Source organism: Agrobacterium sp. CFBP2214 (assembly GCF_030209895.1).
GTDB lineage: Bacteria > Pseudomonadota > Alphaproteobacteria > Rhizobiales > Rhizobiaceae > Agrobacterium > Agrobacterium radiobacter.
In genome coordinates, this window is record NZ_JARVRC010000003.1 from 350,221 (window position 1) to 367,960 (window position 17,740).

Here is a 17,740-nt window from a genome sequence, read left to right on the forward strand (position 1 = left end):
ACTGGATGCCGGATCAAGTCCGGCATGACGGGAGAAAGCCTTCCTGCCCAGCCCCACATTAATTCGCCGCCTCAAACCGTAAAAATCTTCTCGCGCAGCAATTCCCACGTCTCCTGATTGGGTGCCAGCAACAGCCCGCCATCCACATGCCGCGGCAGATAGGGCGAGCCGTTGAGACGCGCCGCATAGGCGCCCGCTTCCTGCGAAAGCAGCGTGCCGGCCAGATGGTCCCAGGGCATCAGCTTGTTATACATCAGGAAATGCATGTGGCCGCCGCAGAACAGGCGGTATTCATGCGCCGCGCAGCGATAGCTGGTGAACAGCCGCACATCGGCGAGGTTCGTCAGAATCTTGCGCCGTGTCTCAACGTCGAAATAGCCGGTATTGGCGATGCCCACCATCTGCGACAGTTCAGGCGCCGGCACGACCGACATCTCGGTCTGCGAACCATCAGCACTGCAAAGCCAGGCGCCGGAACCCTTTTCGGCAATCGCCCAGTCATTGCCCATCGGATCAAAGATCAGGCCGGCAACGGTCTCGCCCTTCGAGATAACGCTCATCATCACGCCGAAGAGCGGCAGGCCGGAGGCGAAATTATAGGTGCCGTCGATCGGATCGACCACCACGGCAAGATCGGCATCGGCAAGCTTGCCGAGCAGCGAGGCGTCCGCCGCCACCGCTTCTTCGCCGATGAACAGCGCATCAGGCATGATTTCCTGTACACGGGCGCGGATAAGCCGCTCCGCAGCCTCGTCGGCCTCGGTCACAAGGTCGATCGCCTCGCTCTTTATCCGAACATCGCCCTCGCCCAGATTGCGGAACCGCGGCAGGATTTCCACTGCCGCCGCCTCCTGAAGCGCGTTGGCAAGAGAGGCGATGTCGAGTTCGAGAGCCATGGGCGATATCCTTCTTTCTGAGCGTAACGACTATAAAGCGACGATTTCCCGTCGCAGCATCTTCCAGCTTTCCTTGTCGGGAGCGGACAGGATGCCACCCTCCGTTTGTCCCGGCCGATAGGGCGTATTGTCGAAACGGGCCGTATAACCACCCGCCTCCTGATGAACAAGCACGCCGGCGAGATGATCCCACGGCATCAGCTTCTCATGGCCGATGAAATGCAGCTTGCCGGCCGAGGCGAGCCAGTATTCATGTGCCGAGCAATTGATTGAAAGCGCCATCTTTATCTTCGCCATATTGGCGGCGATCACCGGACGGCGATCCTGATGGCTGTGGCCCCAGGAGAAAATGCCGACCATTTCGGACAATGGCACGGGATCGGCGACCTTGAGCTTCGCCTGCGAACCGTTCCTGCGGTTGAGAAACGCGCCCTCGCCTTTCAGGGCGACGATGGTGTCACCCATGACAGGATCATGAATGAAACCCGCCACCGTCTCGCCCTTGACGGTGACCGCAAGCAGCGTGCCGAAAGCGGGAAAACCGGAAGCATAATTGAAAGTGCCGTCGATGGGATCGATCACGAAAGCAAGCGGCGCATCGGCAAGCGCCGGAATGACGGATTGGTCCGCCTCATACGTCTCTTCGCCGACTATATGGGCCTTCGGGAACCGCTGGAGCAGAGCGGCTGTTATTGCTTTTTCAGCGAGAACATCCGCCTCGGTAACGAGATCAACGGCGGAGGTCTTTTCCGAGATAGCGCCGGCGCTCAGGTTTCGGAAGCGGGGAAGAATTTCGTTCACGCCGGCAGCGGCAACGGTGGAAATGAGAAAGTCGATATCTTTATCGGAAAGGGTCATCGGGCGGGGCACTTCTTCATAAGGGGGAGTTGGCCTCCCTACGCTCTTCAGGTGACGCCCCGGTGACAGAAAGCGCCGAGAAATCAAAAAGCTTCGGATCGAGCAGGTGCGACGGATTGACGTGGGCAAGCGCCCGCAGCATCACGTCCTTGCGGCCGGGCATACGCCTTTCGATGTCTGCCAGCATCTCCTTCATGGCATTGCGCTGAAGCCCGTCCTGAGAACCGCAGAGGTCGCAGGGAATGATCGGGAATTCCATCGCCGCCGCGAATTTCGCCATATCATCTTCGGCGCAATAGGCGAGCGGGCGCAGCACCATCAGGTCACCCTCGTCATTCATCAGCTTTGCCGGCATGCCTGCAAGGCGACCACCATGGAAGAAGTTCATGAAGAAGGTTTCGAGAATATCCTCGCGGTGATGGCCGAGCAGCAATGCGTCGCAACCCTCTTCCCGCGCGATGCGGTAAAGATTGCCGCGCCGGAGCCGCGAACAGAGGGAGCAATAAGTCCCGCCCGAGGGCACCTTCTCCTTCACCACCGAATAGGTGTCGCGATATTCGATGCGATGGGCAACGCCGATTTTCGCCAGATATTCCGGCAGCACATGCTTCGGGAAATTCGGCTGGCCCTGATCGAGATTGCAGGCGATCAGCTCTACCGGCAGCAGACCGCGCCATTTGAGATCAAGCAGCAGCGCCAGAAGACCATAGCTGTCCTTGCCGCCGGAAAGGCCGACAAGCCAACGCTTCTGGCCCTTCAGCATGCCGAAATCTTCAAAGGCCTGACGGACATTGCGCAGAAGCCGCTTGCGCAGCTTGTTGAACGAGACTGAGCGCGGTGCATTGTCGAACAGGGGATGCGAGCTGCCGTTTTCTTCGGACGGGTCCTGATCTGCCCCGACCCTGTCAGCGATGTCATCGATCTTGGTGAGAATGTTCATCATCAGCTCGCTCCGGCACGACTGCCGTTCTTAGTGCAGGCAATGCCCCCATCCGCCGGCAATATCAAGCCCCGAATACGGACCAGCCGGTTTTCGTCGCCAGCATTTCCAGCGCCTGTGACCCGAGTGCTGAATTGCCCACCTTGTTGAGACCCGGCGACCAGACCGCAATCGACGCCTTGCCAGGTGCCACCGCCATGATGCCGCCGCCGACGCCGCTCTTGCCCGGCAGGCCGACATGATAGGCGAAATCGCCCGATCCGTCATAATGGCCGCAGGTCAGCATCAGCGCATTGATACGCCGCGCCCGCCGGTCCGAAACGACCGTGTGGCCGGTGAGCGGATTGCGGCCGCGATTGGCAAGGAACAGCCCGGCGCGAGAGAGCTGCGCGCAGGTCATGGACAGCGCACATTGGTGAAAATAAACGCCCAGCGTATATTCGACGGGGTGATGCAGATTGCCGAAGGAGCGCATGAAATTGGCGAGTGCGAAATTACGGAAACCCGTCGCCTGCTCGGATTTCGCCACCGTGTCGTCAATGCTGATCGTGTCATCGTCAGCGAGATAACGCACGAAGCGCAAGAGTTCGCCGATCGCCTCACGCGGCTGGTGGCCGGAAAGAACGATATCCGTCACCACGATAGCGCCGGCATTCACGAAGGGATTGCGCGGAATGCCGTGCTCATGCTCCAACTGGACGATGGAGTTGAAGGAAGACCCTGAAGGCTCTCGCCCCACCCGGTTCCACACGGTCTCTCCCGCCTTGCCGAGCGCCAGCGTCAGCATGAAGACCTTGGAGATGCTCTGGATCGAAAACGGCGTGAGCGCATTGCCGGCCGTATAGGTGGTTCCATCGACGGTAGTGATGGCGATGCCGAACTGGTTCGGATCGACCTTGGCGAGCTCGGGAATATAGTCCGCAACTTTGCCCTCGCCCAGGCGCGGCACCATGCTGTCGTAAATGGAATCGACGATCGCCTGAATATCCTGCATGCAAAGCCTTCCCCAGCAAACAAAAAAAGCCGCCCCGAGGGGCGGCTTTCTCAATACTGAAACGCGTCGATTAACGCGAGTAGAATTCGACGACCAGATGCGGTTCCATGACGACCGGGTACGGAACGTCAGACAGAGCCGGGATGCGAGCATAGGTCGCAACCATCTTGTTGTGATCGACTTCGATGTAATCAGGAACGTCGCGTTCTGCGAGCTGAACGGCTTCGAGAACGGTCACCAGCTGCTTGGACTTCTGACGAACTTCGATAACGTCGCCCGGCTTGCAACGGTAAGAACCGATGTTGACGCGAACGCCGTTAACCGTGACGTGGCCATGGTTGATGAACTGACGCGATGCGAAAACGGTCGGAACGAACTTGGCGCGGTAGACGATGGCGTCCAGACGCGACTCGAGCAGGCCGATCAGGTTCTCGGAGGTATCGCCCTTGCGACGGTTTGCTTCGTCGTAGGTGGCGCGGAACTGCTTTTCGCGCAGTTCGCCGTAGTAGCCCTTGAGCTTCTGCTTGGCGCGCAGCTGCGTGCCGAAGTCGCTCATCTTGCCCTTGCGGCGCTGGCCGTGCTGGCCCGGGCCGTATTCGCGGCGGTTTACCGGGGACTTCGGACGGCCCCAGATGTTTTCGCCCATGCGGCGGTCAATTTTGTACTTAGCCGATTCGCGCTTGCTCATCGTATTTCCTTCTCAAAAGGTTATGCCGGCCTGTTGCCAAACCGGTTTAAGGAAACACGCCCTCCTCTGAAGCCCGTTTCAGGGCCTCTGACAGGCTTCTCACATGCAAATGGAGAAACCACGGGACATGTCGGTGATATTGACCGCCGAACGTCAGTTATTAAACTGCAGGGCAGTCAACAAAACACACCGGACATCACTGCCCGGCGTTGGGGCGGCTTCTAAACATGTTTTACAAATTTGTCAAACAACACCCGCCGCTTTTTTTCTCAATCCTGCCCTTGAAAAGCCCGAGCGCCCACCCATCTCTCCGTCGTGATCAGAACTCGGGCCCCTCTGGCGTGTTACCGGACAACACGTGATGTCGAGTTTCTTTAGGTTGGGGCCCAAGCATATTCTTCACGCACGTTCCCCATCCGCAAAGCCAACCTCGTCCGGCTAAAGGTTGACTGATGGAGTTCCTCCTCAACGATTTTCTCGGTACCCCCACATGGATGTGGGCGGTCTTCATTTCTCTCGTCCTTGGCCTCCTGGCGCTCGATCTTGGCGTATTGCACAAGAACTCCAAGGAAATCGGCATCCGTGAAAGCCTGCTGATGTCAGGCTTCTATATCGCCATCGGCTTGGCCTTCGGCGGATGGATCTGGTACCAGTCCGGTGAACAGTCAGCGATGGAATATGTCACCGGCTTCGTGGTCGAAAAAAGCCTCGCGATGGACAATATCTTCATCATCGCGATGATCTTCTCCTATTTCGCCATTCCCCGCCAATATCAGCACCGCGTGCTGCTATGGGGCATCCTCGGCGTGATCGTTCTGCGCGGCATCATGATTGCCGGCGGCGCCGCCATTGTCGAAAACTTCCACTGGGTGCTTTATCTCTTTGCGGCCTTCCTCGTCTTCACGGGCCTCAAGATGCTGTTCTCGTCAGACCATGACGAATCGGACATCGGCAACAACCGCATCCTGAAATTCCTGCGCAGCCGCCTTCCGGTGACGGAGAAGCTGCATGGCGAGAAGTTCTTCGTCAAGGAAACGGATGCGACCACCGGCAAGCTGAAGACCTTCGTGACGCCGCTCTTCCTGGCGCTCATCATGGTCGAAATCGCCGACCTTATCTTCGCGGTCGATTCGATCCCGGCAATCTTCGCGATCACCACCGATCCGTTTATCGTCTATACCTCGAACATCTTCGCGATCCTCGGCCTGCGCGCCCTTTACTTCGCGCTTGCCGCCCTGATCCACCGATTTGCCTATCTGAAATATGCGCTGGCTGCGGTTCTGGTTTTCGTTGGTTCGAAGATTTTCGTGGCCGACATGCTCGGCATCGCCAAGATCCCGCCGGCAGTCTCGCTCGGCGTCACCGTCGCCATCCTCGCAACCGGCATCATCGGTTCGCTGATCGCGACACGCAAGGAAGCAAAGGCCGTAGAATAAGAATATGCAACGAGGAGGCGGAAACGCCTCCTCAAAGGAACTTCCGCAGACAGATGCGCGTGGTTTCGGAGCATCATACACACGCCGTCACCCCGGACCCGATCCGGGGTCCAGCGTGATCAAGTCCTTGATCACAATAGACTCTTCTCACGGCGCAGACGCGCCGTGGCTGGATGCCGGATCAAGTCCGGCAGGACGGAGAGGTATGCCTACACAAGCAGCCCGCCAACCTCACTCCGCCGCCAGTCTCGCATCATCCTCAGCCGCATCCGCGTCGCCGGGTGCGGTTTTTGCATCGAGGTCGGGAAACGCCACGATGCGCTTGCCGGAGAAATCGGCATGCACCACCACAAGCTCCTTCTCCTCGAAATAACCGAGCAGCCTCCGGGCGCGGCGGGCGGAATGGGTGCCATAGGCGCGGGCAATACGGGCATCCGACGGGCAAGGTTCCTCGCCAAGTGCAGCCTTGACCAGAAGCAGGAAAACGCCCTGCAGGTCATCGGAAACAGACATCGACAGTTCCAGCGCCTTTTCCCAGCCTTCGCTTGCCGCCATCGCCGCATCCACGCCTGAACGGGCAATCGCCACCTGCCGGCGGAATTCCGCCAGCGTCATCGGCGTGCCGGGAATGCGGCGCATGCGGGCGCGCACCAGAAAATCCTGATAAAGCACGGCGTCGGTGCGATAGGCCGATTGCGGATCGTCGAGAATTTCGACCAGCACAGCGGCGATCTTCTCCTCTCGCTCCTCCGGCGTCAGCTCCGGCTGACCTGCACGCGGCGATGGCTCCGGCGAAGGACCGACGGCGGCGGGCGTTGAACGGGAGAGCTCGGCGAGAATATCGGTCGTCGGACGTGGTGCTGGCGGCGTACGGCGCACGACAGCGCGCGTGAACTCTTCCGGATCAGGCGTGAAGATCAGGTCTTCCACATCCTGGGGCGCATCCGGCAGCGGCATCAGCTTCGGCGAGGACGAGCGCGCCGAGGTTTCCACGGCACCGATAACGATCGGCAGCGGGCGGCGCGATAGCGCAGGCCCAAGCGCCACGAAATTGCCGCGCTGCAGATCGCGGAACATTTCCGCCTGTCGCCGGTCCATGCCGAGCAGGTCGGCGGCGCGCGCCATGTCGATATCGAGGAAGGTGCGGCCCATCAGGAAGTTCGAGGCTTCCGCCGCCACGTTCTTGGCGAGCTTGGCAAGCCGCTGCGTGGCGATGACGCCGGCAAGCCCGCGTTTACGGCCGCGGCACATCAGATTGGTCATCGCGCCGAGCGACGCCTTGCGCGCATCCTCGGTCACCTCACCGCCGACGGAGGGTGCAAACATCTGCGCCTCATCCACCACGACCAGCACCGGATACCAATATTCGCGATCCGCATCGAACATGCCGTTGAGGAAAGCGGCTGCGGCACGCATCTGCTGCTCGATATCAAGGCCTTCGAGCGTCAGCACGCAGGAGACGCGGTGCTGGCGAATGCGGTTGGCGATGCCGGCCAGCTCCGCTTCGGTGCGCTCGCCATCCACCACCACGTGTCCGAACTTATCGGAAAGAGTGACGAAATCGCCCTCGGGATCGATGATGACCTGCTGCACCCATTGCGCCGATTGCTCCAGCAGCCGGCGCAGGAGATGCGACTTGCCGGAACCGGAATTGCCCTGCACCAGCAAACGTGTCGCAAGCAATTCTTCAATATCGAGCTTGGCCTGTTGCCCGCCCGATAGGGTTCCCATGTCGATGCCGACCTGCAATGTTCCATTCCTCGTGCTGCATGTCATCCGGCCGATTCCCTTGGCGGCGGCCGAACATGCTCTTTACCAAAAAATCGCCTGTTGCGTCTGCCCCATGCCGATAATGCACAGGCAATTACGCCGCATCTATGCGGTCCCGGACGAGACCCGCAAAAATGAAAGCCGCCTGCCGAACACATTCAGCATCAGGCCGATGATGACCAATGCGGCGCCGACCACTTCGAAGACGGTGATATGCTCCGCAAAAGCGAGATAGGCGCTGATGAAACCGACAATCGGCACCAGCAGCGAAAACGGCGCTACCGTTCCGGCCGGATAACGCAGAAGCAGGTAACTCCAGATGCCCGCGCCGACAATGGTCGCTCCATAGGCCATGTAGATCACCACGAAAGCCATCGTCGGCGTCGCATTGAGCAGGCCTTCCGCGATCGCATCGGGTCCTTCCACCACCAGCGAAAGCAGGATCAACGGCAGAACGGGTACAAGGCTCGTCCATGCAACGAAGGAAACCGCGTTCACCTGGCCGATACGGCGATTAACGATGTTGCCGCAGGCCCAGGCAATTGCCGAGCCGACCCCCATCAGGAGCGGTATCAGCGCTGCGGCCGTCATGCGCTCCACGCCGATGACCGCCAGCCCGCCAAAAGCGATGATCGCGCCGAGGATCTGTGAAGGCAACGGCCGCTCGCCGAGAAACACCACGGCAAGCGCCAGCGTGAAGAAGGCCTGCGACTGCATGACCAGCGAAGCAAGCCCCGCCGGCAGGCCGAGCTTGATGGCCGGATAAAGCAGGCCGAACTGCACGAAACCCATCGCCATGCCGTAAACGATCATATGCCGCCACGGCACATTGGGTTTTGGCAGGAAAAACACCAAAGGCACGGCCGCAAAGAGATAACGCACCCCCGTCAGAAACAAAGGCGGCATATCGGCGACGCCCACCTTGATGACGACGAAGTTGAAGCCCCACAAAAACACGGTGATCAGGGCGAGAAGAATATGCGGCAATGCCATTTTGTTATGTCCGAATTTCAGGTGATCGAGACGTGCTTTACGCCGAAACCGCCCGCTTCCAGCCAAAGGTGATAAGACCGGCGCCGATCAGGAGACCGCCACCCGTTCGGTTGACGATGCGCTGGACCTTCGGCTTGCGGATCGTATTGCGGGCGGCACTTGCCAGCAGTCCATAAAGCGCCGCATTGCAGGTGGCAAGCACCAGGAATGTCGCTTCGAAAATCAGCACCTGCGGCCAGAAGGGCAGCGTCGGCACCAGAAACTGCGGCAGGAAGGCCACGAAAAACACGATGCTCTTGGGGTTCAGCGCCGTGACGATATAGGCATGCAGGAAGATTTTGAGCGGCCTTTCACGGCCCGTCACGCCTGTCCCCTCGGCACCTTCTCCGCCAACCGGCGAACGCCACAGCTTGATGCCGAGATAGATGAGGTAAGCCGCACCGATCCATTTCAGACCAGTGAAAAGCGCCGCCGATGTTGCAAGCAGCGCCCCGAGCCCCAGCATCGAGGCCGTCATGGCGGTGAAATCCCCAAGCGCCACGCCCGTTACCGTCGCGGTGCTCGCCTTGCGGCCGTGGCCGAGTGCGTAAGAAATTACCAGCAGGATCGTCGGTCCCGGAATGGCAAGCATGATGGCGGATGCGGCCACGAAGGCCAGCCAATTCTCCAGTGGCATAATGAGTCTCCTTTATCCCGAGTCTTGAGCAAGCCACGGAAAATGTTTCGCTTCAAGCCGGATTTTACAAACCGTGCAGCTCTCTCGTAACAACCCGAAAAACGTCTGTGCAGGATTTTCTCCGCCATCGGCGGTCAAAGTTCGATACGGCCCCTCCCGCATGTCTGCGCGGGAGAGGCCATCACATCAAAACCGGGGCGCCCAGTGAGGAACCTCCCAATCCCGCCGCCGCTTTACGCGCGAGGGGTCAAGGCCGATGTCGACCAAAAGGCGCTCAGGCAGATCGGCAGGATCAGTCGGCGGCGCACGCGGCACCAGCGCGGCTGTGAGAACCGCTTTGAGAGTTTTCCAGACGCCGAATGTGACGAACAAGCGATCGACCGCATCCGGCAGCGCATATGCTACCAATGGTTGATTTTTCTGCATGGGAAATCCATCCCGGCGCGGCAAAGCGGCCAGGTCCTTTATCGATGGAAAACGACATGCCGAAACGGCGGGCGCAGCAGTCATGCCACGCGGACGCGCAAGTCACATGTCGGACGAAGTGAAAATGCCTAACGGCAGGGAAATCAGGCTTTAAGCCTTATCGGAGGGAGATGCCTCGCATCACATAACCACCGAAGACCATGCCGGAAAAGCCAGACATGCCGTTAAGGCGCATATTCATGTCATTGGTCATTCCACGCCTCCATTCATAGCGGTTACAGACGAGAAACATCTTACATAAGAAATCCGGCGCGACAAGAGGCCGCAATCTCGAATTGCAAAAGACGGGCAAAACAGATGCAAAAATACAACAGGCGGCTGGGCAGCGAAACTCAGGTCAACGAAACGGTGAGACCAAATCCCTGCATCAGCCGCCGGGTGGCAAAATCCGGCTTGCCTGACGTGAAGACGGCGAAGTCGAAACCATCGGGATGCTCCGCATCCTGCGGCAGCGGCACCAGATGGCGGGCGCGCCTTGCGATCGCCTCGGCCGGGTCCAGCCAGTCCACCGGCCAGGGCGCCAACCGGCGAAACACATTGGCCATGAAGGGATAATGGGTACAGGCAAGCACGATGATGTCTGTGCGCTTGCCGTCGCTATCAATGAAGCAGGGTTCTATTTCGGCCAGAACCGCCTCGTCCGGAACCGGCTCGCCCCTGATCCAGCTTTCCGCCATGCGTGCCAGATTTTCCGAGCCAACGAGACGGACATGGCATTGGGTGGCGAAGGACTGGATGAGATCGCGCGTATAAGCGCGCTTGACGGTGCCCGGTGTCGCCAGCACGGAAACCAGGCCCGAACGGGTGCGCTCCGCCGCCGGTTTGATGGCGGGCACGGTGCCGACAAAAGTCATCTGCGGAAAGCGGGCGCGAAGATCGGCACCCGCGAGCGTGAAGGCCGTGTTGCAGGCGATGATGCAGACTTCCGGGCTGTAATCCTGCAGCAGCGTTTCGAAGAGCGAGAGAATGCGCGCCTTCAGCGCCTCCTCCTCCCAGCCGCCATAGGGAAAACCCGCATCGTCGGCCACATAGATGAAACCGCGCTCAGGCATCAGCACGCGCGCCTCGCGCAGAACCGTCAGCCCGCCAATGCCGGAATCGAACACCAGCACCGGTTTCAGTACATCGGCGGCCGCCTCACTCGTCTTCAGCATGCTCCCCGGTTCCCTTCGCCAATATTCCCTCTGCCGTTCCCGCCCGGCCTGCCTGCTTGGGCCATTGCCGGGGAAAACGGTCGAGCGAATTGATCACGCCACGGAAAACACTGATTTCCTGCTCGGAAAAACCACGTCTCGACAGCACGGCGCGCAGATTGTCGACCATTTTCGGCTTTTTTTCGGGCGGATGGAAATAACCACGCGCGTCCAGCGCTTCCTCGATATGTTCGAACAGGCCGAAAACCTGTTCCTTGGTGGAGGGCCGCTGCTCGACGGACTGGAAAAGCGTTTCGCCCAGATCGTCCATGCCTGACTTCATCCACTCATAGGACATCAAAAGCACGGCCTGCGCGATGTTGAGCGAGGCAAAGGCGGGATTGACCGGGAAGGTCACAATCTCGTCGGCCAGCGCCACCTCTTCGTTGGTAAGGCCCCAGCGCTCGCGCCCGAACAGGATGCCGGTCCTTTCGCCCGTCTTGAATTTTGCACGCAATGTCTCGGCGGCGGTGACGGGCGCACGCACCGGCTTGAAACCGTAACGCTCGCGCGCGGTCGTGGCATAAACGAAGTTCAGGTCCTTGATCGCCTCTTCCAGCGTCTCGAACACCTTCGTTGCATCGATGACATGGTCGGCCTTGGAAGCGGCAGCGCGCGCTTTCTCGCTCGGCCAGCCGTCACGCGGATTGACCAGGCGCAATTCGGCGAGGCCGAAATTGGCCATCGCCCGCGCCACCATACCAATATTTTCGCCGAGCTGCGGTTCGACCAGAATGATCGCCGGGCCTTCCGCCACAAGTTCAAGCTCGCTGTTTGTGCCTGCCATCGTCTTTTGTCCGTTTTCTGAAGCGGCGCGTCGATTTTCGAACCGATACGCTAAAGCGCGCCTCACTGGCACAGATCGGCGCTAAAATCAAAGGCGGAGGGGTGTGAGCGTCCTCTTCACTCCCCCTTGATGATCGTCGCCATCTCTTCGCGCAGCGAATCCCTGCCCTCGTCGCCAACGCGATGAATATCGCTGATGACCGGCCGGCCATCCTCCTCGACGACGTCGAAATGCACTTCGTCAACCGTCGCCTTCATCTCCGCCTCGTCCATGCAGGCCCAGAGCTTGAATTTCGCCGTCACGTCAGTCACGCCGTCCTTCACCGCACCGGCCGTCACTGAAACTTCCTGCAGCGGGCAGCCATCCTGGGAGTTGGTCACGACATCGTAACCGAAGGGATCACCCTTCTCCCCGCTTTCTGCCTCGTAGGCCGGCTTCTTGGACGCTTCGTGATATTGTGCGACGAAATCCTTGCTGAACAGGCTGGTCAGCATGTCCTCATCAAAGATGTATTTCCAGTTTTCGGCGTCGCCGGACCAGTTCTTGACGGTGATATCCATCACCTTCTGGACGGGATCGGTGGGCCCGGCAGCAAGGGCGCTGTGGGAAAAGAGGACGGCGGCAGTCAGAAGCAGAATATTCCGCATGATGTGATCCCGGGGTAGGCCCGACAAGCGGGCGAAGCGATTCGCCTGACTGTATTCCGGCATTATGGTTTGGCAATGCGCAAAGCGTTATTGCGCTGCGCCAAAAAAGCGCCCCCCATGGCTTTGCCTCAGACGCTCGCAATGCTATAGCCGCACCGGATATTTTTCCGAATACCGGCGTTATCAGACGCCACAGCTTCGAAGGTGAGGAATTCATGGCAAAGATCAAGGTAGCCAATCCGGTCGTCGATCTCGACGGCGACGAAATGACCCGTATCATCTGGCAGCTCATCAAGGACAAGCTGATCCTGCCATACCTCGATCTCGACATCGAATATTACGATCTCTCGGTTGAACACCGCGACGCCACCAACGACCAGGTCACTGTCGACGCGGCGCACGCCATCAAGAAGCACGGCGTCGGCATCAAGTGCGCCACCATCACCCCGGATGAAGCCCGCGTCGAGGAATTCGGCCTGAAGCAGATGTGGAAGAGCCCTAACGGCACGATCCGCAACATTCTGGGCGGCGTCATCTTCCGCGAGCCGATCATCTGCAAGAACGTTCCGCGCCTCGTTCCCGGCTGGACCAAGCCGATCGTTGTCGGCCGTCACGCTTTCGGCGACCAGTACAAGGCAACCGATTTCAAGTTCCCCGGCAAGGGCAAGCTGACCATCAAGTTCGTCGGTGAAGACGGTCAGGTCATCGAAAAGGACGTCTTCGATGCCCCGAGCGCTGGCGTGGCTCTTGCCATGTACAACCTCGACGAATCCATCCGCGAATTCGCCCGCGCCTCCATGAATTATGGCCTGATGCGCAAGTGGCCGGTTTACCTCTCCACGAAGAACACCATCCTCAAGGCCTATGACGGCCGCTTCAAGGATATCTTCGAAGAAGTCTACCAGACCGAGTTCAAGGCGCAGTTCGACGAAGCCGGTATCACCTATGAGCACCGCCTGATCGACGACATGGTCGCTTCCGCGCTGAAGTGGTCCGGCGGCTACATCTGGGCCTGCAAGAACTATGACGGCGACGTGCAGTCCGACACGGTTGCGCAGGGCTTCGGCTCGCTCGGCCTGATGACCTCAGTTCTTCTGTCACCGGACGGCCGCACAGTCGAAGCCGAAGCTGCGCACGGCACGGTTACGCGCCACTACCGCCAGCACCAGAAGGGTCAGGAAACCTCGACCAACTCGATCGCCTCGATCTTCGCCTGGACACGTGGCCTCGCCCACCGCGCCAAGCTGGACGACAATGCCGAGCTCGCAAAGTTCGCAACGACGCTCGAAACCGTCTGCGTCGACACCGTTGAAAGCGGCTTCATGACCAAGGATCTGGCCCTCCTCATCGGTCCGGACCAGCCCTGGCTCTCCACCACCGCCTTCCTCGACAAGATCGACGAGAACCTCAAGAAGGCGATGGCGGCTTAAGCCTGCTTTCCCAGCGACTTCAAAACCCGGCCTCAGCGCCGGGTTTTTTATGTGTACCGTAGAGCTGAAACGTCTGGTTTCTTTTTTGTTCACAGTATCTTGATTAGCTGTTGTACTAGGCGCAGACTTCGATTCCGCGTGCTGCGGCCAGTACAACAATAAGACAAAACTTAAATAGCATCTACTTGCACATAACTTGCCCGGCACAGTCAAACGTTCATAGGAGCATCAGCGCGGTCTTAGGGAACACGCGAAGGATGCTGCGGACTTAAAAAAAGCGAAGCGCAGGCGCGAAATCCGCATCGGTTTTCCCGGGATGCTTCGAGGATTTTGCTTGGGGAGGCAAAAGCATGAGTGAATTGATCTTCTACACCAACCCTATGTCGCGCGGACGCATCGCGCGGTGGATGCTCGAGGAAGTGGGCGTTCCATACCGAACGGAAATACTGGGTTTCGAGACCTCGATGAAATCGCCCGCCTATCGGCTGATAAATCCGATGGCGAAGGTGCCCGCCATCAAACACGGCGATACGATCGTCACCGAGGCGGCAGCGATCTGCGCCTATCTCGCCGATGCCTTTCCCGGCGCGAACCTTGCGCCCACGCCCAAGGCACGTGGGCTTTATTATCGCTGGATGTTCTTTGCCGCAGGCCCGCTGGAAATGGCGGCAAGCATGAAGGCGATGGGTTTCGAAGTGCCGAAGGAGAAGCTGCGCATGGCCGGCTGCGGCAGCTATGCGGATGTGATGAATACGCTTGAACGGGCCGTCAGCGAAAACCGCTTTATCGCCGGTGATCTCTTTACCGCAGCGGATGTCTATGTCGGTGCCCATATCGGCTGGGGGCTGCATTTCGGCACGATCGAAAAACGCCCGGCCTTTCTCGATTACATGGCCCATCTCACCGAACGCCCGGCCTTCAAGCGGGCCGCCCAGCTCGATGAGGAAGCGGCAAAGGACTTGCAGGCGACGGGCTGAAAGACGGGAACCGCTGTTCTGCGCCGGAGGCTTGAACCAGAATCAAAAGGGCGGGGGTAAAACCCCGCCCTTTTTGAATTTGCTCTGACTAGGCCGCCAGGGCCGCCGCCACCGCTTCGATGGCATCCTGCGCCTTGGCGCCATCCGGGCCGCCGGCCTGCGCCATATCAGGGCGACCGCCGCCGCCCTTGCCGCCAAGGGCGGCAGACGCGGTGCGGACGATATCAACGGCGCTGAAACGGGCCGTCAGATCTTCCGTCACGGCCGCAACAGCGCTTGCTTTGCCATCTTCGGAAACGGCAATCAAAAGCACGACGCCCGAGCCGAGATTGGCCTTGGCCTCATCGGCAAGGCCCTTGAGGTCCTTGGCATCGATGCCGGAGAGGGATTTCGCCAGGAAATTGACGCCCGCGACCTGCTGGACGTCGTTTGCACCGGCATCCGACGAACCGCCGCCCATTGCGAGTTTCTTGCGGGCATCCGCAAGCTCGCGCTCCAGCTTCTTGCGCTCGTCGAGAAGTCCCTCGACACGCGACAGCACGTCGCCCGGCTGAACCTTCAGGGAAGAGGCCAGCGCCTTCACCCGCTCATCCTGCTCGGCGAGATAGGCAAGCGCGCCCTGCCCCGTTACGGCTTCGAGACGGCGCACGCCGGCACCAACAGCGCTTTCGCCGAGAATGCGGATGAGGCCGATCTGGCCTGTTGCCGCCACATGCGTGCCGCCGCAAAGCTCGACGGAATAGGGACGGTTGGCTTTCGCACCGTGAACGCCGGTGCCCATGGACACCACGCGAACCTCATCGCCATATTTTTCACCGAACAGCGCCATCGCACCCTCGGCAATGGCGTCGTCGACGCTCATCAGGCGGGTGACAACAGGCGAGTTCTGCAAGACGATTTCGTTCGCCATCTCCTCGACCACCTTCAGCTCCTCGGCCGACATCGGCTTCGGATGCGAAACGTCGAAGCGCAGGCGCTCGGGCGCGACCAGCGAACCCTTCTGGGCGACGTGCGTGCCGAGCACCTCGCGCAGCGCCTCGTGCAGCAGGTGGGTGGCGGAGTGGTTGGCGCGCAGACGCGAACGACGGTCATGATCGACCGTCAGCTGCACGGCTTCGTCGAGCTTCAATCCACCCTTGGAAACGGTGCCCAAATGCACGAACAGGCCTTCACCCTTTTTCTGGGTGTCGGAAACGGCAAACGCGCCATTGTCGCCGGAGATAACGCCCGTATCGCCCATCTGGCCACCGGACTCGCCATAAAACGGCGTCTGGTTGACGACGATCTGGACCGTCTCGCCCTCGGCGGCACTGTCCACCGACTTGCCGTCCTTGACGATCGCCTGAATGACGCCTTCGGCGGTTTCAGTATCGTAACCGAGGAATTCGGTCGCGCCGAACTTTTCCTTCAGTTCGAACCAGACGGTTTCGGTCGCCTTGTCGCCGGAGCCGGCCCAGTGCGAGCGGGCTTCCGCCTTCTGGCGCTGCATGGCGTCGGTGAAGCCGGAAATATCGACGCCGATCTCACGGGCGCGCAGCGCATCCTGCGTCAGATCGAGCGGGAAACCATAGGTGTCGTAAAGCTTGAAAGCCGTTTCGCCGTCCAGCATGTCGCCCTTGTGCAGGGTCGAGGTGGCGTCGGAGAGAAGCGACAGGCCGCGTTCCAGGGTCTTGCGGAAACGGGTTTCCTCCAGCTTCAGCGTTTCAGAAATCAGCGCCTCGGCGCGAACCAGTTCCGGATAGGCGCGGCCCATCTGCTGTACCAGCGCTGGCAGCAGCTTATAGATCAGCGGCTCGCGCGCGCCGAGAAGCTCGGCATGGCGCATGGCGCGACGCATGATGCGGCGCAGGACATAACCGCGGCCTTCATTGGACGGCAGGACGCCATCGGCGATCAGGAAAGCGGAAGAGCGCAGATGGTCGGCGATGACCCGGTGGCTGGCGCGCTTTTCACCTTCGGCCGGAACACCGGTCGCTTCCACGGAAGCAGCAATCAGCGCGCGGAACAGATCCGTATCGTAATTGTCGTGCTTGCCCTGCAGCAGCGCGGAAATACGCTCAAGACCCATGCCGGTGTCGATTGACGGGCGCGGCAGGTCGATGCGCTCTTCCTTCGTCAGCTGCTCATATTGCATGAAGACGAGGTTCCAGATTTCGATGAACCGGTCGCCATCCTCTTCCGGCGAGCCGGGAGGTCCGCCCCAGATGTGATCACCGTGGTCGTAGAAGATTTCCGAACAGGGACCGCAGGGGCCGGTATCGCCCATTGCCCAGAAATTGTCGCTGGTCGGGATGCGGATGATGCGGTCGTCGGAAAAACCGGCGATCTTCTTCCAGAGATTAAAGGCCTCGTCGTCGGTGTGATAGACAGTCACCAGCAGACGGTTGCGGTCGATGCCAAATTCCCTGGTGATCAGGTTCCAGGCATGGGTGATCGCTTCTTCCTTGAAATAATCGCCGAAGGAGAAATTGCCGAGCATTTCGAAGAAGGTGTGGTGGCGAGCGGTATAACCGACATTATCGAGGTCGTTATGCTTGCCGCCGGCGCGAACGCATTTCTGCGCCGAAGCGGCCGTGGAATAAGGACGGCTTTCAAGACCGGTGAAGACGTTCTTGAACTGCACCATGCCGGCATTGGTGAACATCAGTGTCGGATCGTTGCGCGGCACCAGCGGGCTGGAGGGCACGATCTCGTGTCCGTTCTTCTTGAAGTAGTCGAGAAAGGTCGACCGAATTTCATTCACACCGCTCATGCCCACACACCGCTCACAGCTGGAGTCCATCACCGCCACCGGAAATGATGGCTATATTGCAAAATCACTGGCTTTTATCGTCCGCATCCTGCCCTGTCCAGCCATGGAGGCGAAGCAAGACATATAGGCAAAGAAAAAGGGCCGCGCGAAGAAAAATCGCACGACCCTTTTTTGATCTATACAAGTTAAGGGAAGTCTGCGGGCGGCGATGCCCCAG

The 17,740-nt window shown here is 59.7% G+C and carries 16 protein-coding genes; 3 read left to right on the forward strand and 13 right to left on the reverse strand.

Annotation, left to right across the window (positions count from 1 at the left end):
- Positions 1–71: 71 nt before the first annotated feature.
- The 5 genes from QRN60_RS08945 to rpsD form a co-directional block, all read right to left on the reverse strand.
- Entirely contained in the window at positions 72–896 is an 825-nt protein-coding gene (locus QRN60_RS08945) for an inositol monophosphatase family protein (RefSeq protein WP_129565002.1), read from the reverse strand.
- 30 nt (positions 897–926) lie between these two features.
- Complete coding sequence (locus QRN60_RS08950) at positions 927–1,754, reverse strand: inositol monophosphatase family protein (protein WP_099085251.1); 828 nt, start codon at positions 1,752–1,754, stop codon at positions 927–929.
- 16 nt (positions 1,755–1,770) lie between these two features.
- Positions 1,771–2,697: a tRNA 2-thiocytidine(32) synthetase TtcA gene (gene ttcA / locus QRN60_RS08955; protein WP_003507898.1), complete on the reverse strand. Its 927-nt coding sequence runs from the start codon at positions 2,695–2,697 to the stop codon at positions 1,771–1,773.
- A 61-nt stretch (positions 2,698–2,758) separates the two neighbouring features.
- Complete coding sequence (locus QRN60_RS08960) at positions 2,759–3,688, reverse strand: glutaminase (RefSeq protein WP_003507897.1); 930 nt, start codon at positions 3,686–3,688, stop codon at positions 2,759–2,761.
- Positions 3,689–3,758: 70 nt separating this feature from the next.
- On the reverse strand, positions 3,759–4,376 hold the full coding sequence (gene rpsD / locus QRN60_RS08965; RefSeq protein ID WP_003516040.1) for a 30S ribosomal protein S4: 618 nt from the start codon (positions 4,374–4,376) through the stop codon (positions 3,759–3,761).
- 452 nt (positions 4,377–4,828) lie between these two features.
- Here rpsD and QRN60_RS08970 point away from each other — a divergent pair, with 452 nt between their 5' ends.
- Positions 4,829–5,812 (forward strand): TerC family protein, encoded by a 984-nt coding sequence (locus QRN60_RS08970; RefSeq protein WP_129565003.1) that lies wholly within the window; start codon positions 4,829–4,831, stop codon positions 5,810–5,812.
- A gap of 231 nt (positions 5,813–6,043) precedes the next feature.
- On the opposite strand, the gene QRN60_RS08975 is transcribed toward QRN60_RS08970, so the two are convergent.
- The 7 genes from QRN60_RS08975 to QRN60_RS09005 form a co-directional block, all read right to left on the reverse strand.
- Entirely contained in the window at positions 6,044–7,561 is a 1,518-nt protein-coding gene (locus QRN60_RS08975) for a helicase HerA domain-containing protein (RefSeq protein WP_165000598.1), read from the reverse strand.
- A 126-nt stretch (positions 7,562–7,687) separates the two neighbouring features.
- Positions 7,688–8,575 carry an EamA family transporter gene (locus QRN60_RS08980; RefSeq protein WP_080816717.1) on the reverse strand — a complete coding sequence of 296 codons (888 nt, stop codon included), beginning with the start codon at positions 8,573–8,575 and terminating at the stop codon, positions 7,688–7,690.
- 37 nt (positions 8,576–8,612) lie between these two features.
- The gene (locus QRN60_RS08985) at positions 8,613–9,251 is read right to left on the reverse strand and encodes a LysE family translocator (protein WP_003507888.1); all 639 of its coding nucleotides are present in this window, start codon (positions 9,249–9,251) and stop codon (positions 8,613–8,615) included.
- Between the two features lie 186 nt (positions 9,252–9,437).
- Complete coding sequence (locus QRN60_RS08990) at positions 9,438–9,677, reverse strand: hypothetical protein (RefSeq protein WP_003507887.1); 240 nt, start codon at positions 9,675–9,677, stop codon at positions 9,438–9,440.
- 392 nt (positions 9,678–10,069) lie between these two features.
- On the reverse strand, positions 10,070–10,891 hold the full coding sequence (murI, locus tag QRN60_RS08995) for a glutamate racemase (RefSeq protein ID WP_129565005.1): 822 nt from the start codon (positions 10,889–10,891) through the stop codon (positions 10,070–10,072).
- Positions 10,875–11,717, reverse strand: a complete 843-nt coding sequence (locus tag QRN60_RS09000) for an RNA methyltransferase (protein WP_003507883.1) — start codon at positions 11,715–11,717, stop codon at positions 10,875–10,877. The genes murI and QRN60_RS09000 overlap by 17 nt, the downstream gene beginning before the upstream one ends.
- A 116-nt stretch (positions 11,718–11,833) precedes the next feature.
- Entirely contained in the window at positions 11,834–12,364 is a 531-nt protein-coding gene (locus QRN60_RS09005; protein WP_020012867.1) for a hypothetical protein, read from the reverse strand.
- 215 nt (positions 12,365–12,579) lie between these two features.
- Here QRN60_RS09005 and QRN60_RS09010 point away from each other — a divergent pair, with 215 nt between their 5' ends.
- Positions 12,580–13,794 carry an NADP-dependent isocitrate dehydrogenase gene (locus tag QRN60_RS09010; protein ID WP_129565006.1) on the forward strand — a complete coding sequence of 405 codons (1,215 nt, stop codon included), beginning with the start codon at positions 12,580–12,582 and terminating at the stop codon, positions 13,792–13,794.
- A gap of 350 nt (positions 13,795–14,144) precedes the next feature.
- The gene (locus QRN60_RS09015) at positions 14,145–14,771 is read left to right on the forward strand and encodes a glutathione S-transferase family protein (RefSeq protein WP_003507880.1); all 627 of its coding nucleotides are present in this window, start codon (positions 14,145–14,147) and stop codon (positions 14,769–14,771) included.
- An 88-nt stretch (positions 14,772–14,859) separates the two neighbouring features.
- On the opposite strand, the gene alaS is transcribed toward QRN60_RS09015, so the two are convergent.
- Complete coding sequence (gene alaS / locus QRN60_RS09020; RefSeq protein ID WP_129565007.1) at positions 14,860–17,523, reverse strand: alanine--tRNA ligase; 2,664 nt, start codon at positions 17,521–17,523, stop codon at positions 14,860–14,862.
- Positions 17,524–17,740: the final 217 nt, after the last annotated feature.

Excerpts from the sequence above, each read along its gene's own strand:
- QRN60_RS08945 (WP_129565002.1), bottom strand. The coding sequence starts at position 896 with ATGGCTCTCGAACTCGACATCGCCTCTCTTGCCAACGCGCTTCAGGAG.
- QRN60_RS08950 (WP_099085251.1), bottom strand. The coding sequence starts at position 1,754 with ATGACCCTTTCCGATAAAGATATCGACTTTCTCATTTCCACCGTTGCC.
- ttcA (WP_003507898.1), bottom strand. The coding sequence starts at position 2,697 with ATGATGAACATTCTCACCAAGATCGATGACATCGCTGACAGGGTCGGG.
- QRN60_RS08960 (WP_003507897.1), bottom strand. The coding sequence starts at position 3,688 with ATGCAGGATATTCAGGCGATCGTCGATTCCATTTACGACAGCATGGTG.
- rpsD (WP_003516040.1), bottom strand. The coding sequence starts at position 4,376 with ATGAGCAAGCGCGAATCGGCTAAGTACAAAATTGACCGCCGCATGGGC.
- QRN60_RS08970 (WP_129565003.1), top strand. The coding sequence starts at position 4,829 with ATGGAGTTCCTCCTCAACGATTTTCTCGGTACCCCCACATGGATGTGG.
- QRN60_RS08980 (WP_080816717.1), bottom strand. The coding sequence starts at position 8,575 with ATGGCATTGCCGCATATTCTTCTCGCCCTGATCACCGTGTTTTTGTGG.
- QRN60_RS08985 (WP_003507888.1), bottom strand. The coding sequence starts at position 9,251 with ATGCCACTGGAGAATTGGCTGGCCTTCGTGGCCGCATCCGCCATCATG.
- QRN60_RS08990 (WP_003507887.1), bottom strand. The coding sequence starts at position 9,677 with ATGCAGAAAAATCAACCATTGGTAGCATATGCGCTGCCGGATGCGGTC.
- murI (WP_129565005.1), bottom strand. The coding sequence starts at position 10,891 with ATGCTGAAGACGAGTGAGGCGGCCGCCGATGTACTGAAACCGGTGCTG.
- QRN60_RS09000 (WP_003507883.1), bottom strand. The coding sequence starts at position 11,717 with ATGGCAGGCACAAACAGCGAGCTTGAACTTGTGGCGGAAGGCCCGGCG.
- QRN60_RS09005 (WP_020012867.1), bottom strand. The coding sequence starts at position 12,364 with ATGCGGAATATTCTGCTTCTGACTGCCGCCGTCCTCTTTTCCCACAGC.
- QRN60_RS09010 (WP_129565006.1), top strand. The coding sequence starts at position 12,580 with ATGGCAAAGATCAAGGTAGCCAATCCGGTCGTCGATCTCGACGGCGAC.
- QRN60_RS09015 (WP_003507880.1), top strand. The coding sequence starts at position 14,145 with ATGAGTGAATTGATCTTCTACACCAACCCTATGTCGCGCGGACGCATC.
- alaS (WP_129565007.1), bottom strand. The coding sequence starts at position 17,523 with ATGAGCGGTGTGAATGAAATTCGGTCGACCTTTCTCGACTACTTCAAG.